Genomic DNA, 14,426 nt, shown 5'->3' with positions numbered 1-14,426 from the left:
CCGGCCCGGTGCAGGGCCGACGCCGACCACGGACGAGGCAGATCCCGCTCGGAGCCATTCCCGCTCGAAGCCGTCGGGTACCGCTCGGAGCCACCACGTACCGCTCAGAGCAAGTACTTGTACAGGGTGTGCGCCACCGGCACATACCCCAGGGACGCGTAGAGCCGCTCGGCCGGGGTGTTGCCGTCGAAGACGTTGAGGCCGATGAGGCGTTTGCCGGCGGCGATCGCCTGCGCCTCGGCCAGCAGCATCAGGGAGCGGCCGTGGCCCTGCCCGCGGAAGGCCTCGTCCGTCTCGACGTCGAACACGAACGCCCTGTCGTCGGTGAACGCCGTCCACAGGGTGCCCACTCGGGTGCCGTGCTGCTCCAGAACGCTGAACAGCATGTTCTCAGTCGCCGGCCCGTTCGGCGACAGCACCTCGTGGTCCTTCCGCGACTTGGCCCACGCCTGTTCCGCGGGAACCCCGCGGTCGATCCAGTCCTGTGCGTAGCCGGCGATGCCCCGATCGAGCCACGTCCCGTACTCGGCCAGGGTCATGGCCCTGGCGCGGCTGCCGGCGGGCAGTGCGGGCGGAGTGTCGCCGAGGGGTTTCTCCATGCCGTGGTTGCGGGGCACGTACCCGAGGGCCGCCGCCAGCCGCAGCGCGGGCCCGGCGTCGGCGGGGATCCGGATCTCGATCCGCCGGCAGCCCCAGCCGCGGACCACCTCCTCGGCGGCGAGCGCGGCCACCGTGCCGCGGCCGCGCCCCCGGCCGGGCTCCTCGATGCGCAGGTCGTCGATCCGGGCGACGCCGGGTCCGAAGACGGGGTGCGTCGAGAGCCGCACCACTCCGACGGGGCGGCCGTTCACGCACACCTGGAAGTGACGGGACAGCGCCCCGTCGGTGTCCCGCTGGAGCGGCTCGGTCGGCCGCAGGGTCGTGGTCATCAACGGTGTTCTACCCGCTGCGGCGGTCTGGGTCAGCCCCTGTCCGGGCCCGGGGCCGAGCGTCACGGATCGAGGTCGTCGCCGGCCCGCTCGTCGAAGATCCGCATGGCCTTGGCGGTCACCGGCCCGACCGTGCCGGGAAGTTCACGGTCGTCGACGCGGTGCACGGCCTGCACGTCCCGCAGGGTGGAAGTGAGGAAGACCTCGTCGGCGCTCTCGAGCACGTCGAGGGGCAGGTCGGTCTCCTTGGCGCCCGTCCACTCGACCGCGAGGGCGCGCGTGATGCCGGCGAGGCAGCCGGAGGCGAGCGGCGGGGTGTGGATCTCGCCGTCCAGGACGACGAAGACGTTCGACCCGGTTCCCTCGCAGAGCTGCCCGACCGTGTTGCCGAACAGCGCCTCGGACGCCCCGTGCCGGTGCGCGCGGGCCAGGGCGACGACGTTCTCGGCGTACGAGGTGGTCTTCAGGCCGGTGAGCGCGCCGCGTTCGTTGCGAGTCCAGGGGACCGTGACGACGGCGGTGGAGTCGGGGCGGCGGCTGGTCTCGCCGAGGGCGACGACCAGGGTCGGGCCGTGCTCGCCGCGGTCGGAGCCGAGCGGGCCGTGGCCGCCGGTGTAGGTGATGCGCAGACGGCCGAGCGGCATCGGGTTGGCCTCGAGGACGGCGTCGCACGCGCGGCGCACCTCGTCGAGGTCGGGGTCGGGCAGGCCGAGGCCGCGCGCGGAGCGGGTCAGCCGGTCGAGATGGCGGGTCAGCGCGAACGTGCGGCCCTCCACCGCCTTCACGGTCTCGAAGATGCCGTCGCCCACGGTCAGCCCGTGGTCGAAGACGGAGACACGGGCGGAGTCCATGTCCCGCAGACCGCCGTCGAGCCAGATCTTCACTTCAGGGTCCCTCCATCCACCTCGTACGCCCCCGACGCTACCGCGAGCAGCCGGGACGCCTTCAGTTCGGTCTCCCGCCACTCCGCCTCGGGGTCCGAGCCCCAGGTGATGCCGGCTCCGGTGCCGAAGCGCAGCACGCGGTCCGCGCGGTCGATCCAGAAGGTCCGGATGCCGACGGCCAGCTCGCCGACGCCCCGGTCGGCGTCCACCCAGCCGACGCCGCCGCAGTACGGGCCGCGGGGCGCGGTCTCGAGCGCGTCGATGATCCGCAGCGCGCTGGACTTGGGCGCTCCGGTGACCGAGCCGGGCGGGAAGGCGGCGTCGAGGAGGTCCGGCCACCCGGCGCCCTCGCGCAGTTCACCGCGCACGGTCGACACGAGGTGCACCAGCCCCGGGTGCTTCTCGACGGCGCACAGATCGGGGACGCTCACGCTGCCCGTCGTGCAGACCCGCCCCAGGTCGTTGCGGACCAGGTCCACGATCATCACGTTCTCGGCGTAGTCCTTCTCGAGCAGGTCGGCCTCGGTGCGGCCGGTGCCCTTGATCGGGCCGGACTCGACGGTCCGTCCGTCCCGGCGCAGGAACAGTTCGGGGGACGCGGTGGCCACCTCCACCCCGTGCCCCGGCAGGCGAATCGTTCCCGCGTAGGGTGCCGGGTTGCCGCGGGCCAGCAGAGCCGTCAGCGCGTCCACGTCGGCGTCGGGCTCGACGGGTGCGGACAGCACGCGGCAGAGGTTGGCCTGGTAGACCTCGCCGGCCGCGATGTGCTCCCGGATGCGGCGCACCCCGGCCGTGTAGGCGGCGCGGTCCAGGGACGAGGTCCACTCGCCGGCCGCCGGCCCGCGCCACTCCCCCGGCACGGGCGCGGCCACGGGCCGCAGCCGTACGTCGGCGAAGCGTGCGCAGACCAGGCGGCCCTCGAAGTCGGCGGTCACCGCCCAGAAACCGGTGGAGTCCAGGGCGGCGGGGTCGTCGGTGACGTCGAGAAGGCCGGTGGCGACACGGTCACCGAAGCGGGCGAGGGGAGGGAGGTCGAGCACGGTGTCGAGTCTAGGGTGGGTGTCCCGGGCGTGGCCCGGGGATGTCCCGGCGGGGGCCTGAGCAGGTCTTCGACGGGACGCAGCGCAGCACGCTGCACAAACGCGTTTTTGTACTGGCCCAGGAATCCGCTAGAGTTCAACACGTCGCCGGGACGCGCAAGCCGACCGAAACGACATGCGGACGTAGCTCAGTTGGTAGAGCGCAACCTTGCCAAGGTTGAGGTCGCGAGTTCGAGCCTCGTCGTCCGCTCGCAGGAAGTAGGGTTCTTCCGGATCCCCTACACTCCTGGTGGAGTGGCCGAGAGGCGAGGCAACGGCCTGCAAAGCCGTCTACACGGGTTCAAATCCCGTCTCCACCTCCAAGGACGATTAGCTCAGCGGGAGAGCGCTTCCCTGACACGGAAGAGGTCACTGGTTCAATCCCAGTATCGTCCACTGGATCTTCGGATCCCCGCGCGATTAGCTCAGCGGGAGAGCGCTTCCCTGACACGGAAGAGGTCACTGGTTCAATCCCAGTATCGCGCACGACCTGTGACTCCTCGGTCACAGCCCCACGGACGATTAGCTCAGCGGGAGAGCGCTTCCCTGACACGGAAGAGGTCACTGGTTCAATCCCAGTATCGTCCACGCACCGGAGCCCCCGGCCGCCTCTGCGGTCGGGGGCTTCTCCGTGTACGGGTCAGCTGGAGAAGAGCATGTGGCCGAAGCTCTTGTGGCGCTTGCCGTGACCGTAGTGACCGCCGTGGCCGCCGTGCGGGGCGCCCCAGGCCGGAGCGGGCGGGGCGGGGTAGGCCTGCGGGGCGGGCGGGGGCGGGGCCGGCTGGGACCACTGGGACTCCAGGCGGGTCAGCGCCTCCAGCTCGCCGTAGTCGAGGAAGATCCCCCGGCAGTTGCTGCACTGCTCGATCTGGACGCCGTTGCGGTTGTAGGTGTGCATCGGAGCGTGACACTTCGGACACTGCATGATTCGGCTCAACTCCTCGCCGGTCGGTCCTGCTTCGCGTATCGCCAGGACAGACTCTGTCCGGCCGCGGTCGGTTGCACACTACTTGGCGGAGCTTGGTACCAACTGCGCGGGTACGGAGGCCATTCGGGTACAGGCGTCCACGAGGCACCGTTCGACCTCGTCCAGCGGCCGGCCCCGGGCGTGCGCCTTCGTCAGGGCGCGGGCGGCCGTCTGGACGGTGAGGGCGCGGGCGGGGACGTCGAGGGCGGGCCAGGGGTCGCCGTCGGCGGGGACGGCCGGACCGGACGCCGCGCGGTAGGCGGCGAGGAAACGGGTCCACTCGTCGGGCGGGAGCAGGCCGCAGGCGTACCAGGCGGCGGGTCGGGCGAGGTCCCAGGCCGGTACGCCGACACCGAGGTCGTCGACGTCGATGAGCCGCCAGGGGCCGTCGGGGGCGGGGTGGCGGACGAGCTGACCGAGGTGGAGGTCGCCGTGGCACAGGGTGCCGGTGTCGGGCATGGGGGCTTCGGCGCGGGCCCAGGCGGGCAGCGTGGCCCAGGCCCGCAGGACGGCGTCGACGGCGGGGCGCGGACCGGCCCCCCGGAGCCGGGCCACGGCATGGGCGGCCTTGGCGGGTCCCCGCATCGGCGGCAGCGGCGCCGGGACCTGTGCGCAATGAAGACGGGCGAGGAGGGCGCCCGCCGCCTCCCACGGGGCGGCGTCCGGGTCGTCGGGGTCCACGGGCGCGCCGTACGGCCAGAACGTGACGAGCCGGCCGTGGAGCGGCGCCGGGATCGGGGAGAGGGGGGCGAGGAGCACGTCGGGGAGGTGGGCCGCGGCGGAGAGGCGGGGGGTCAGGTCGGCGGGGGCGGTGCCGGGGGCGTGGGCCTTGGCGACGGTGCCGGCGTGACGGACGACGGTGGCGTCAGGACGGTCGGCGAGCGTGGCGGCGCCGCAGGGGCAGGGCGACGGGAGCGCGTGGGCCCGGTCCGTGGCCCGGCGGGTGAGCTCGGCGAGGAGGGGGACGGGGGACATGGGGCTCCCTGGGGTGTGCGGCGCGCTGAGTGCGAGGGTACGGCCGCAACCGACGAGCGCCGGCCGGCCCGGCGCGGAACTGCGCGACCAGCCGCCGCGCGCCCCGCCGTCGGCCTTCTCGGGGCAGAGCAATGCCGGCGCAGCTCCCCAGCTGCGCCGGCATCTGTGCCGTCCGCCGCACCCCCGTCCCCACGGGGTTTCATATGGGTGGATGTCCCCGCCCGGACCGCTCTTCCGGGCCTGGGGTCGCCGCTCAGCGCCCCAGCATCACGCCCACGGACGACGCCTGTGTGGCCACCGTCTCCCAGCCGTCGAAGACGACGAGGAGCAGGGCCGCCAGGGGAAGGGCCATGAGGGTCGCCACCAGCGGGTGGCGACGGCCGGTACGGCGGGGGCGCCGCGTGCGTCCCTGGATGCGGATCGGTGTCCGCGGTGCCGTGAAGGCCATGGTCCCTCTCCTGACCGTGCTCGGTTGTGGTTGGCAGCGGCGGATGTCTGACCTCGGGGGACGAGTGCTGCACCCGCCGCTTGACCTCAAATCTAGGCTCCCGGCCCTCCCCGGTCGTCATGCCCTCGTACCGATTGGCGGGCCTCCCGGAGGATGATCCGTGACCTGCGGCGTACTCCCCTGGGTGGAGACGGCGCCCCCGCTCTCGGGGTCATCCCGGAGGGGGCCGCCCGATCGTGCCCGGTTTACCCGGGCGGTCCTCGCACGAGCTCGTGACTTCGCTCACTTCCGGTGCCCCTCGGTGGGCCTGCCGCGTCACCCGGCGGAGCTCCGCCGCGGCCGCCGCGCCGTACGTCCGTGCCGTGTCCACGGCGGCGAGGGCGGCCGCCGCCGCCTCGCGCCCCGTCCCTCCAATCCACCTGTCATAAAAGGTGGTTGAGGTCACAGAGGTGGCAAAGCGCGCTTGGGCGCAGGCTCCCTGACCACCCCTCATCTCCGTCGTCCGGCCCTGACAATCGATCGGGGCGAGAGGGCGCGGCCTCTGCGCGCGAACGGCCGTGGAAACGTAAGCTGTGCCACGTCACACGGACCGGGCAGCGGGGATGAACATGGCGATGATGCGCCTGAGGCGCGAGGACCCGCGCGTCGTCGGCTCGTTCAAGCTTCACCGACGGCTCGGCGCGGGCGGGATGGGTGTCGTCTACCTGGGCTCCGACAAGAAGGGGCAGCGGGTCGCGCTGAAGGTGATCCGGCCGGACCTGGCGGAGGACCAGGAGTTCCGGTCGCGGTTCGCGCGTGAGGTGTCGGCCGCGCGGCGGATCAGGGGCGGCTGCACCGCCCGGCTGGTCGCGGCGGACCTGGACGCCGACCGGCCGTGGTTCGCGACGCAGTACGTTCCGGGGCCCTCCCTGCACGACAAGGTCGTCGACGAGGGGCCCCTCGGGGCGGCCGAGCTCGCGGCGATCGGGGCGGCGCTGTCGGAAGGGCTCGTCGCGGTCCACGAGGCCGGGGTGGTGCACCGGGACCTGAAGCCGTCGAACATCCTGCTCTCGCCCAAGGGGCCGCGGATCATCGACTTCGGGATCGCGTGGGCGACGGGCGCCTCGACGCTGACGCATGTCGGTACGGCCGTCGGCTCCCCCGGCTTCCTGGCGCCGGAGCAGGTGCGCGGGGCGATGGTCACCCCCGCCACCGACGTGTTCTCGCTCGGCGCCACCCTCGCCTACGCCTCGACCGCCGACTCCCCCTTCGGGCACGGCAGTTCCGAGGTGATGCTGTACCGCGTGGTGCACGAGGAGCCGCAGCTGCACGGTGTGCCGGACGCGCTGGCACCGCTGGTCCGGGCGTGCCTCGCCAAGGACCCCGAAGAGCGGCCCAGCACCCTCGACCTGTCGCTGCGGCTGAAGGAGATCGCGGCCCGCGAGGCCCAGGGTCTCGCCGACCTGCGGCCGCCCGTACCACGGGCCGGTGAGGCGGACCGGCCGACCGGGCGGCTGGCCGACCCCGGGTACGGGGAGCGCACCCTGCGGCAGCCGGGCACCCCGCCGCGCGGTGGGGTGCCGTCCTCGCGCGGGTCCGTTCCCCCGCGGGGCGGGGTTCCCTCCCGGGGCGGGAGCGGCGGCCGCCCCAGCGGTGCCCCGTCGTCGCGGACCGGGGGCCGGCCCACTCCGGCGGGCCGCAACACGCCCGCCGGCCGCAACACGCCCTCGGGCCGGGGCGCCCGCCCGGGCGGCGGGGGCCGTCCGGCGCCGCGCGGCGGGCGTCGTCCGGCGCCGCGGAACACCGGGACCGGGCGACGGCCCGCCAATCCGCGGCTGCTGCGGCAGCGGCTGTTCGTCTTCGTCGTCGTCACGCTGCTCGTGGCGCTCGGCATCGCCGTGGTCCAGGGGTGCCAGGGCCCGGCCCAGGGGCTGGGGCGCGAGGACGGGGTCGTACAGCACCAGCAGCGCGCGCAGGAGCACGTACGGCTGGAGGCCGGCGGGCCGGTGGGCGGCTAGGGGTGTTCCGACAGTCCCGCACAGCACCCACGGCGCCCGGCACGCCCTCTCGCCGCACCGGCCGAAAGCACGGGTACACCCAGTACGAGCGCTTTTCGTCCGGCATGCCGAGAGCACGCACCCGACACCGCGGGCACCGCACAGGACTATCGAAACACCCTCTGGCGGTCGGCGGCCGGGTCCTCCCGGCGCGTCCCCGCCGTACTCCGGAGGGCCGCCCGGCGGACCCTCGGGCCTGTCGCCGGGATCAGGTCGCAGAGCGGCGACGGTGCTGCGCGGGGCCGGTCGGCGATGTCCGGTGCGGCGGCCGCGAGGCCGAGGAGGGCGTCGACGCGGGGTGCCCTCGCACGGGGCTGTTCCCCGCCCTCGGGGGCCAGCCGCCGATCAGCCGGGTGATCACCCCCTAGGACCGCGGACGGCCCGTCGCCACCGCGTAGAAGGCGACCGCTGCCGCCGCGCCCACGTTGAGGGAGTCGACGCCGTGGGACATGGGGATGCGGACCCACTCGTCGGCGGCGACCAGGGCCTGGGTGGACAGGCCGTCACCCTCGGCACCGAGCATGAGGGCGACCCGGTCCATCCGGTGGGGGGCCGCCTCGTCCAGGGCGCGGGCCTTGTCGTCGGGGGTCAGGGCGAGCAGTGTGAAGCCCGCCTCGCGCACCGAGTCCAGGCCCTTGGGCCAGGTGTCCAGGCGGGCGTACGGCACGGAGAAGACCGCGCCCATGGAGACCTTCACGCTGCGGCGGTAGAGGGGGTCGGCGCAGTCCGGGGAGAGCAGGACGGCGTCCATGCCGAGGGCGGCGGCCGAGCGGAAGATCGCGCCGATGTTGGTGTGGTCGTTCACCGACTCCATGATCACGACCCGGCGGGCGGTGCGCAGGAGTTCGGCGGCCGTCGGCAGCGGCTTGCGCTGCATCGAGGCGAGGGCACCGCGGTGCACGTGGTAGCCGGTGACGCGTTCGGCGAGTTCCGGGCTGACGGCGTAGACCGGGGCCGGGAGTTCGTCGATGACGTCGCGCATGACGTCGACCCACTTGGCGGAGAGCAGCATCGACCGCATCTCGTAGCCGGCTTCCTTGGCGCGTCTGATGACCTTCTCGCCCTCGGCGATGAACAGGCCTTCGGCAGGTTCGCGCTTGCGGCGCAGCTCCACGTCGGTCAGGCCGGTGTAGTCGCGCAGGCGCGGGTCGGCGGGGTCCTCAACGCTGATGAGATCGGCCACAGGGGTGATACTGCCTTGTCCTGGGTGCGGTGCCAACGGCTCGGTACGGGTTCTGTTACCCCGGGTTACGCCGACGTCGGAGGGCCGACGGCGACGACCTCGCCGATGACGATCACCGCCGGGGGCCGCACGTCCTCGGCGCGGACCGTCTCGGCGACCGTGGCGAGGGTCGCGTCGACGCGGCGCTGCGCCGCGGTCGTGCCCTCCTGGACGAGGGCGACGGGGGTGTCGGCGGGCTTGCCGTGGGCGACGAGGGTCTCGGCGATCTTCCCGATCTTGTCGACGCCCATGAGGATCACGAGCGTCCCGGTGAGCTTCGCCAGCGACGGCCAGTCGACCAGGGAGCGCTCGTCGTCGGGGGCGACGTGCCCGCTGACGACGGTGAACTCGTGGGCGACCCCGCGGTGGGTGACCGGGATGCCCGCCGCGCCGGGAACGGAGATCGAGCTGGAGATGCCCGGGACGACCGTGCAGGGGATGCCCGCCTTGGCGAGCGCCTGGAGCTCCTCCATGCCGCGGCCGAAGACGTACGGGTCGCCGCCCTTGAGACGGACGACGGACCTGCCCTGTTTGGCGTGCTCGATCAGCGCGTTGTTGATGGCCTCCTGCGCCATGTACCGGCCGTAGGGGATCTTCGCGGCGTCGATGACCTCGACGTGCGGCGGGAGTTCGGCGAGGAGGTCGCGCGGGCCCAGGCGGTCGGCGATGACGACGTCGGCCTCGGCGAGGAGGCGCCGGCCGCGGACGGTGATGAGGTCCGGGTCGCCGGGGCCGCCGCCGACGAGGGCGACGCCGGGGGTGCGGGTGCGGTGATGGGGCGCCACCAGGGTTCCGTCGCGCAGCCCCTCGACGACCGCGTCGCGGATGGCGGCGGTGTGGCGGGGGTCGCGGCCTCGGGCGTCGGTGGTGAGAACGGCGACCGTGACGCCCTCGCTGGTGCCGGTGGCCGGGGTCCAGGCGGTGGCGGCGTCGGCGTCGTCGGAGCGGACGCACCACACCCGGTGCGCCTCGGCCTCGGCGGAGGCGCGGGCGTTCGCGTCGGCGTCGCTGGTGGCGATCAGGGCGTACCAGGCCTGCGCGAGGTCGCCGTCGATGTAGGGGCGCCGGTGCCAGGTGATCTCGCCGGCGTCGGCCATCGCCTCGACGGAGGGGGTGGCTTCGGGCGACACGAGGTGGATGTCCGCTCCCGCCGCGATCAGCGCCGGTAGGCGGCGCTGGGCGACCTGGCCCCCACCGAGGACGACGACCCTGCGGCCGGTGAGGCGGAGACCTACGGGGTAGGCGGGGTGTGCGGCCATGAGGTGCGGCTCCTCGAACAGGCAGAGGGGTGGGCGCTGCGGCTCTGGAGCGGCCCTGACGTGCGGATTCTAAGAGGTGCGTTCAGCGTACGGCGGGGCCGGGGGGCACGCAGGGGTGCGTGCCCGCCGGCCCGGGCGGCGCTACTTCTCGGTGACACCCGCCGAGTCGAACGTGGCGACCTCGTGCATGGCTCTCGCGGTGCTCTGCACCAGGGGCAGGGCCAGCAGGGCTCCGGTGCCCTCGCCGAGACGGAGGTCGAGGTCGACCAGGGGGCGCAGGCCCAGCTTGTTGAGGGCGGCCACGTGACCGGGCTCGGCGCTGCGGTGGCCGGCGATGCAGGCCGCGAGGACCTCGGGAGCGATGGCGCGGGCCACCAGGGCGGCGGCGCCGGCGCTGACGCCGTCCAGGATCACCGGCGTGCGCAGGGAGGCGCCGCCCAGCAGGAGACCGACCATCGCCGCGTGCTCGAAACCGCCGATCGCGGCCAGGACGCCGACGGGGTCGGCGGGGTCCGGCTGGTGCAGTTCCAGGGCGCGGCGGACGACCTCGGTCTTGCGGGCGAGGGTCTCGTCGTTGATGCCGGTGCCCCGGCCGGTGACCTCGGCGGGGTCGGCACCGGTGAAGACGGAGATGAGGGCGGCGGACGCCGTGGTGTTGGCGATGCCCATCTCACCCGTGAGCAGCGCCTTGTTGCCGGCCGCCACCAGGTCGCGGGCCGTCTCGATGCCCACCTCGATGGCCTGCTTGGCCTCCTCGCGGGTCATCGCGGGACCGGTGGTCATGTCGGACGTGCCGGCGCGCAGCTTGCGGGGCAGCAGTCCGGGGGTGGCGGGCAGGTCGGCGGCGACGCCCACGTCGACGACGCACACCTCGGCGCCCACCTGGGTGGCGAAGGCGTTGCAGACCGCTCCCCCGCCGAGGAAGTTGGCCACCATCTGGGCGGTGACCTCCTGCGGCCAGGGGGTGACGCCCTGCGCGTGGACGCCGTGGTCGCCGGCGAAGATCGCGACGGCCGCGGGCTCCGGGATGGGCGGCGGGCACTGCCGCGACAGCCCGGACAGCTGTGCGGAGATGATCTCCAGCATGCCGAGCGCGCCGGCCGGCTTGGTCATGCGCTTCTGCCGCTCCCAGGCCTCGCCGAGCGCCTTGGCGTCCAGCGGGCGGATCCCGGCGACGGTCTCGGCGAGCAGGTCGTGCGGGTCCTCACCGGGCAGGGCGCGGCGGCCGTACGTCTCCTCGTGGACGACCCAGGACAGCGGGCGGCGCTTGGCCCAGCCGGCCTGCATCAGCTCGGGCTCGTCCGGGAACTCGTCGACGTATCCGACGCAGAGGTAGGCGACCACCTCGAGGTGCTCGGGCAGGTCGAGGGCGCGGACCATCTCACGCTCGTCGAAGAAGCTGACCCAGCCGACGCCGAGCCCCTCGGCGCGGGCGGCGAGCCACAGGTTCTCGACGGCGAGCGCGGAGGAGTAGGGGGCCATCTGCGGCTGGGTGTGCCGGCCGAGGGTGTGACGGCCGCCGCGGGTCGGGTCGGCGGTGACGACGATGTTCACCGGCGTCTCAAGGATGGCCTCGATCTTCAGTTCCTTGAACTGCTTCGCGCGGCCCTTGGGCAGGGACCGGGCGTAGGCGTCGCGCTGACGCATCGCCAGCTCGTGCATCGCGCGGCGGGTCTCCGCCGAGCGGATGACGACGAAGTCCCAGGGCTGGGAGTGGCCGACGGAGGGCGCGGTGTGGGCGGCCTCCAGGACGCGCAGCAGCACCTCGTGCGGGATCGGGTCGCTGCGGAAGCCGTTGCGGATGTCCCGGCGCTCGCGCATCACCTTCAGGACGGCTTCGCGCTCGGCGTCGTCGTACGCGGGTGCGGCGGGGCCGGAGGGCTCTCGTACCTCTTCCACCTCGGCCGTGCCCTCTTCCTGGTCGGCGGCCCGGGTGTCCAGGTCCTCCGGGTCCTGTGCGACGTTCGGGTCGGGCTCCTCGGCCTGCGGGGCGGCCTGCGCGGCCGACGCCGGGTCGGCCTGTCGGGGGGCGGGGACGGTGGCTGCGGGGGCCTCGGGCGCGGTCGCCGTCCGGGGACGCTGCTCCGACACGGCCCCCTCGGCCTGCGGCTCGTCCGCGGCCGGCACGAGCCGGTGCGGTGAGGTCGGGGCGGGGTGCGGGGTGGTCGGCACGGTGCCCTCGACCGGCCCCGGCCGGCCCACGGGCCGGCCGGGGCCGGCGGGGGGCGCGTCCGCGGGCGGCGCGGCGGACACCTCGGCCGCGGGTGCCGACGGGGCTTGTGCCTCGGGCGTGACCGGAGCGAGCGGAGCGTCCGGGATCCGGGATGCGGGAACCGCCATCTGGACGGCCTCCGACGCCGGCTGCTGCTCGGGGTGTGCGGGCACCCGACCGTCGGCGGCGGGCTCGACGGGATGCTGGGCCTGGGCCTGGGGCTCGGGCTGGGCCAGGCCCTGGACCTGCATCTGGGGCTCGGGCTGCACCTGGGCCGGCGGTTCCTCGGCTGTCGGCTGCGGCGCGACCGGCTCCGCGTGAGCAACCTCTGCGGGAGCCTGCGGGGCCACGGGCGCCTCAGGGGCGACGGCGGCAGGGGCCTCGGCGGGTGCCTCGGGCGCGGGGGTGGTGGCTTCGGCGGGGGCCGGGCTCGGCACGGGCCCGGGTGCGCCGGCCTCGACCGGCGTCTCGGGCACGTTCACCTCCGGCGCCCGGTCCGCCTCGGGAGCCGCCGGCTCCGCGTCGACGGCCTGCGGCGCGGCCGGCGTCGAGTCGACAGCTCCGGGAGCGGCCGGTTCCCCGTCGGCGATCTCGGGCGCGGCCTGCTCCGCGTGGACAGCCTCGGACGGGGCCTCTTCGGCGTGCACGGCGTCCGGCGCGGCCTCAGCCGGCGACACCGTCTCCGGGGCAGCCTCTTCCGCGTGCACGGCCTCGGGCGCGGCCCCTTCCACGTGCACGGCCTGGGGCGCGGCTTCGGCCGGCAGGACCGTCTCCGGGGCGGCCTCTTCCGCGAGCACGGCCCCGGGCGCGGCTTCGGCCGGGAGGACCGTCTCCGGGGCGGCCCCTTCCACGTGCACGGCCTCGGGCGCGGCCCCTTCCACGTGCACGGCCTCGGGCGCGGCTTCGGCCGGCAGGACCGTCTCCGGGGCGGCCGGTGCCTGCGGCTCCACCGGCGCGGGAGCGTCGACGGCGAGCGCGGGGGCTTCGGCCGCTTCGGGGGCTCCCACCGTTTCCAGGACCTCGACCGCTTCGACAGCCTGGACCGGCTCGGCAGCGGGAGTCCCGGCGGCGGAGGCCTCGGCTGTGAGCACCTCGGCGGTCGGGGGCTCGGCCACGGGGGTCTCGGGCGCGACGACCCCGGGGGCCTCGCAGGCCACGGCCTCCGGTGTCGGGGCCTCTGCCGCGAAAGCCTCCGGAAGCTCCGCAACCTCGGGGGCCGCATCGGCGGCGGGCGCGGCGGTTTCGACGGGCTCGGGGGCGGGCGCGGCAGCGGCTTCGGGGGCGGTCTCGGCCGCCTCGGGCGCGGCGTCCGCCGCGATCTCGGGCCCGCCCGCGGGCGGCTCCGCCCCTTCGCCGCCGGAGGGGACCGCGGGCGCTTCCGCGACCGGTGCGACGGGGGCTTCGGACACCGGCCGGGGAGCCCCTGCGGCCTCGGCGCCCTCCCCGGCCGCCGCGCTCTCGGCGGTCTGCGACACCTCCGCCACGGCCTGAGGCGGTTCCGCCTGCTCCTGGTCTTCCTCCTGCGGGGCAGCCGAGGCCGCGACCGCCTCGGTGGCGACGCGGGTCACGACCGCCTGGGCGGCGCCCTCCGGCTCGGACTGCTGCGGGTCGGGGGCGCCGGCCGGCTGCGGCGTCACAGGAACCCCGGGAGCCACGGCAGCAGCCGGTGCGGCAGCCGGTGCCGTCGCCACCGGAGCAACCGTTTCCGCAGGGTGCGCCGCGGGAGCGACCGGCGCCTGGACGGCCGCCGCGGCCTGGGCGCCCCAGGGAGCGGCTCCCTGCGGCGGCATCTCGCGCAGGTGGGGGACGTCGAGGTACTCGGGACCGGACGCGGCCGGGCCGGGGTGACGTACGGGTGCGCCCGCCGGGCCGCGGTCGGCCAGGGAGCGGACCGGGCTGGCGGAGGTGTTCGGGATGGGCGGGCCCAGGTGCAGGGGGCGGCGCGGCGCCGACGAGGGGGTCGGGTCGGGCAGGCGGACGGCGCTGAGGTCGACCGAGCCGCTGTCGCGGCCGGACGTCTCGTGCGGGCCCGGCTCGTGCACGGCCTCGACCACCGGCTCCGGCGCCGGGGGCGCCACCTCGTTGCCCCAGGCGCTCTGGGCGCCCGGCAGCAGCAGCAGGTCTTCGTCCTCGGCGGTGGTCTCGGAGAGGTAGGTGTACGCGCCGGGCGCGGGGGCGCCCGGCTGCTCCACCATGCCTGCGTTCTCCGGCAGCCCCTCGCCCGGGACCTGGCCGGTGTCAGTCATGCGTACCCCTCGCCCATCGGTTAGTGCTCCTACGACCAGCTCACCCGGAACGGCGCACCGACCGCCCCGTAGTGAAGAACGAGCGTCCGGGCCCAGCGGCACGAACGACCCGCCCGAAAAGACGACAAAGCCATTCAGTGGCATTGTCCCGGCCGTTGCCCTGTCGCGA

10 protein-coding genes and 5 tRNA genes are annotated in these 14,426 nt (G+C 74.7%); 6 read left to right on the top strand and 9 right to left on the bottom strand.

The genetic code is table 11. The features are described 5' to 3' along the window. Nucleotides 1-104 precede the first annotated feature (104 nt). The 3 genes from ACZ4YY_RS25050 to ACZ4YY_RS25040 all read right to left on the bottom strand — a co-directional run bounded on the left by ACZ4YY_RS25050 (nucleotide 105) and on the right by ACZ4YY_RS25040 (nucleotide 2,853). Entirely contained in the window at nucleotides 105-929 is an 825-nt protein-coding gene (locus ACZ4YY_RS25050) for a GNAT family N-acetyltransferase (RefSeq protein ID WP_468294243.1), read from the bottom strand. Between the two features lie 62 nt (nucleotides 930-991). Further along, a complete protein-coding gene (locus ACZ4YY_RS25045) occupies nucleotides 992-1,813 on the bottom strand; it encodes an aminotransferase class IV (RefSeq protein WP_468294240.1) in 822 nt (273 codons plus the stop codon). Beyond that, nucleotides 1,810-2,853, bottom strand: coding sequence for a chorismate-binding protein (locus ACZ4YY_RS25040; RefSeq protein WP_468294237.1), 1,044 nt, complete (start codon nucleotides 2,851-2,853; stop codon nucleotides 1,810-1,812). The genes ACZ4YY_RS25045 and ACZ4YY_RS25040 overlap by 4 nt, the downstream gene beginning before the upstream one ends. Nucleotides 2,854-3,030: 177 nt before the next feature. On the opposite strand from ACZ4YY_RS25040, the gene ACZ4YY_RS25035 reads away from it, so the two are divergent. The 5 genes from ACZ4YY_RS25035 to ACZ4YY_RS25015 all read left to right on the top strand — a co-directional run bounded on the left by ACZ4YY_RS25035 (nucleotide 3,031) and on the right by ACZ4YY_RS25015 (nucleotide 3,480). Further along, nucleotides 3,031-3,103: transfer RNA gene (locus tag ACZ4YY_RS25035), tRNA-Gly, on the top strand. Nucleotides 3,104-3,141: 38 nt separating this feature from the next. Further along, a tRNA-Cys gene (locus ACZ4YY_RS25030) sits at nucleotides 3,142-3,215 on the top strand. Nucleotide 3,216: 1 nt separating this feature from the next. After that, nucleotides 3,217-3,288, top strand: a tRNA-Val gene (locus ACZ4YY_RS25025). 18 nt (nucleotides 3,289-3,306) lie between these two features. Then, a tRNA-Val gene (locus ACZ4YY_RS25020) sits at nucleotides 3,307-3,378 on the top strand. 30 nt (nucleotides 3,379-3,408) lie between these two features. Then, a tRNA-Val gene (locus ACZ4YY_RS25015) sits at nucleotides 3,409-3,480 on the top strand. Between the two features lie 52 nt (nucleotides 3,481-3,532). Here ACZ4YY_RS25015 and ACZ4YY_RS25010 read toward each other — a convergent pair. The 3 genes from ACZ4YY_RS25010 to ACZ4YY_RS25000 all read right to left on the bottom strand — a co-directional run bounded on the left by ACZ4YY_RS25010 (nucleotide 3,533) and on the right by ACZ4YY_RS25000 (nucleotide 5,282). After that, complete coding sequence (locus ACZ4YY_RS25010) at nucleotides 3,533-3,817, bottom strand: TFIIB-type zinc ribbon-containing protein (RefSeq protein ID WP_468294234.1); 285 nt, start codon at nucleotides 3,815-3,817, stop codon at nucleotides 3,533-3,535. An 81-nt stretch (nucleotides 3,818-3,898) separates the two neighbouring features. After that, nucleotides 3,899-4,834 carry a phosphotransferase gene (locus tag ACZ4YY_RS25005; RefSeq protein WP_468294231.1) on the bottom strand — a complete coding sequence of 312 codons (936 nt, stop codon included), beginning with the start codon at nucleotides 4,832-4,834 and terminating at the stop codon, nucleotides 3,899-3,901. A 253-nt stretch (nucleotides 4,835-5,087) separates the two neighbouring features. Then, entirely contained in the window at nucleotides 5,088-5,282 is a 195-nt protein-coding gene (locus tag ACZ4YY_RS25000) for a hypothetical protein (RefSeq protein WP_468294228.1), read from the bottom strand. A gap of 602 nt (nucleotides 5,283-5,884) precedes the next feature. Between ACZ4YY_RS25000 and ACZ4YY_RS24995 the strand changes: the two genes are divergently transcribed. Further along, nucleotides 5,885-7,279 (top strand): serine/threonine-protein kinase, encoded by a 1,395-nt coding sequence (locus tag ACZ4YY_RS24995; RefSeq protein ID WP_468294337.1) that lies wholly within the window; start codon nucleotides 5,885-5,887, stop codon nucleotides 7,277-7,279. Between the two features lie 403 nt (nucleotides 7,280-7,682). On the opposite strand, the gene ACZ4YY_RS24990 is transcribed toward ACZ4YY_RS24995, so the two are convergent. The 3 genes from ACZ4YY_RS24990 to cobT form a co-directional block, all read right to left on the bottom strand. After that, nucleotides 7,683-8,501 carry a TrmH family RNA methyltransferase gene (locus ACZ4YY_RS24990; RefSeq protein WP_468294225.1) on the bottom strand — a complete coding sequence of 273 codons (819 nt, stop codon included), beginning with the start codon at nucleotides 8,499-8,501 and terminating at the stop codon, nucleotides 7,683-7,685. Between the two features lie 65 nt (nucleotides 8,502-8,566). After that, the gene (gene cobA, locus ACZ4YY_RS24985) at nucleotides 8,567-9,799 is read right to left on the bottom strand and encodes a uroporphyrinogen-III C-methyltransferase (protein WP_468294222.1); all 1,233 of its coding nucleotides are present in this window, start codon (nucleotides 9,797-9,799) and stop codon (nucleotides 8,567-8,569) included. Nucleotides 9,800-9,940: 141 nt separating this feature from the next. After that, on the bottom strand, nucleotides 9,941-14,257 hold the full coding sequence (cobT, locus tag ACZ4YY_RS24980; protein ID WP_468294219.1) for a nicotinate-nucleotide--dimethylbenzimidazole phosphoribosyltransferase: 4,317 nt from the start codon (nucleotides 14,255-14,257) through the stop codon (nucleotides 9,941-9,943). Nucleotides 14,258-14,426: the final 169 nt, after the last annotated feature.

This window comes from Streptomyces sp. NPDC030143 (assembly GCF_055573695.1).
Note: the sequence above shows the minus strand (reverse complement) of the source record. Positions and strands in the feature narration are given on the sequence as shown.

Excerpts from the sequence above, each read along its gene's own strand:
- ACZ4YY_RS25050 (WP_468294243.1), bottom strand. The coding sequence starts at position 929 with ATGACCACGACCCTGCGGCCGACCGAGCCGCTCCAGCGGGACACCGAC.
- ACZ4YY_RS25010 (WP_468294234.1), bottom strand. The coding sequence starts at position 3,817 with ATGCAGTGTCCGAAGTGTCACGCTCCGATGCACACCTACAACCGCAAC.
- ACZ4YY_RS25005 (WP_468294231.1), bottom strand. The coding sequence starts at position 4,834 with ATGTCCCCCGTCCCCCTCCTCGCCGAGCTCACCCGCCGGGCCACGGAC.
- ACZ4YY_RS25000 (WP_468294228.1), bottom strand. The coding sequence starts at position 5,282 with ATGGCCTTCACGGCACCGCGGACACCGATCCGCATCCAGGGACGCACG.
- ACZ4YY_RS24995 (WP_468294337.1), top strand. The coding sequence starts at position 5,885 with ATGAACATGGCGATGATGCGCCTGAGGCGCGAGGACCCGCGCGTCGTC.
- cobA (WP_468294222.1), bottom strand. The coding sequence starts at position 9,799 with ATGGCCGCACACCCCGCCTACCCCGTAGGTCTCCGCCTCACCGGCCGC.
- cobT (WP_468294219.1), bottom strand. The coding sequence starts at position 14,257 with ATGACTGACACCGGCCAGGTCCCGGGCGAGGGGCTGCCGGAGAACGCA.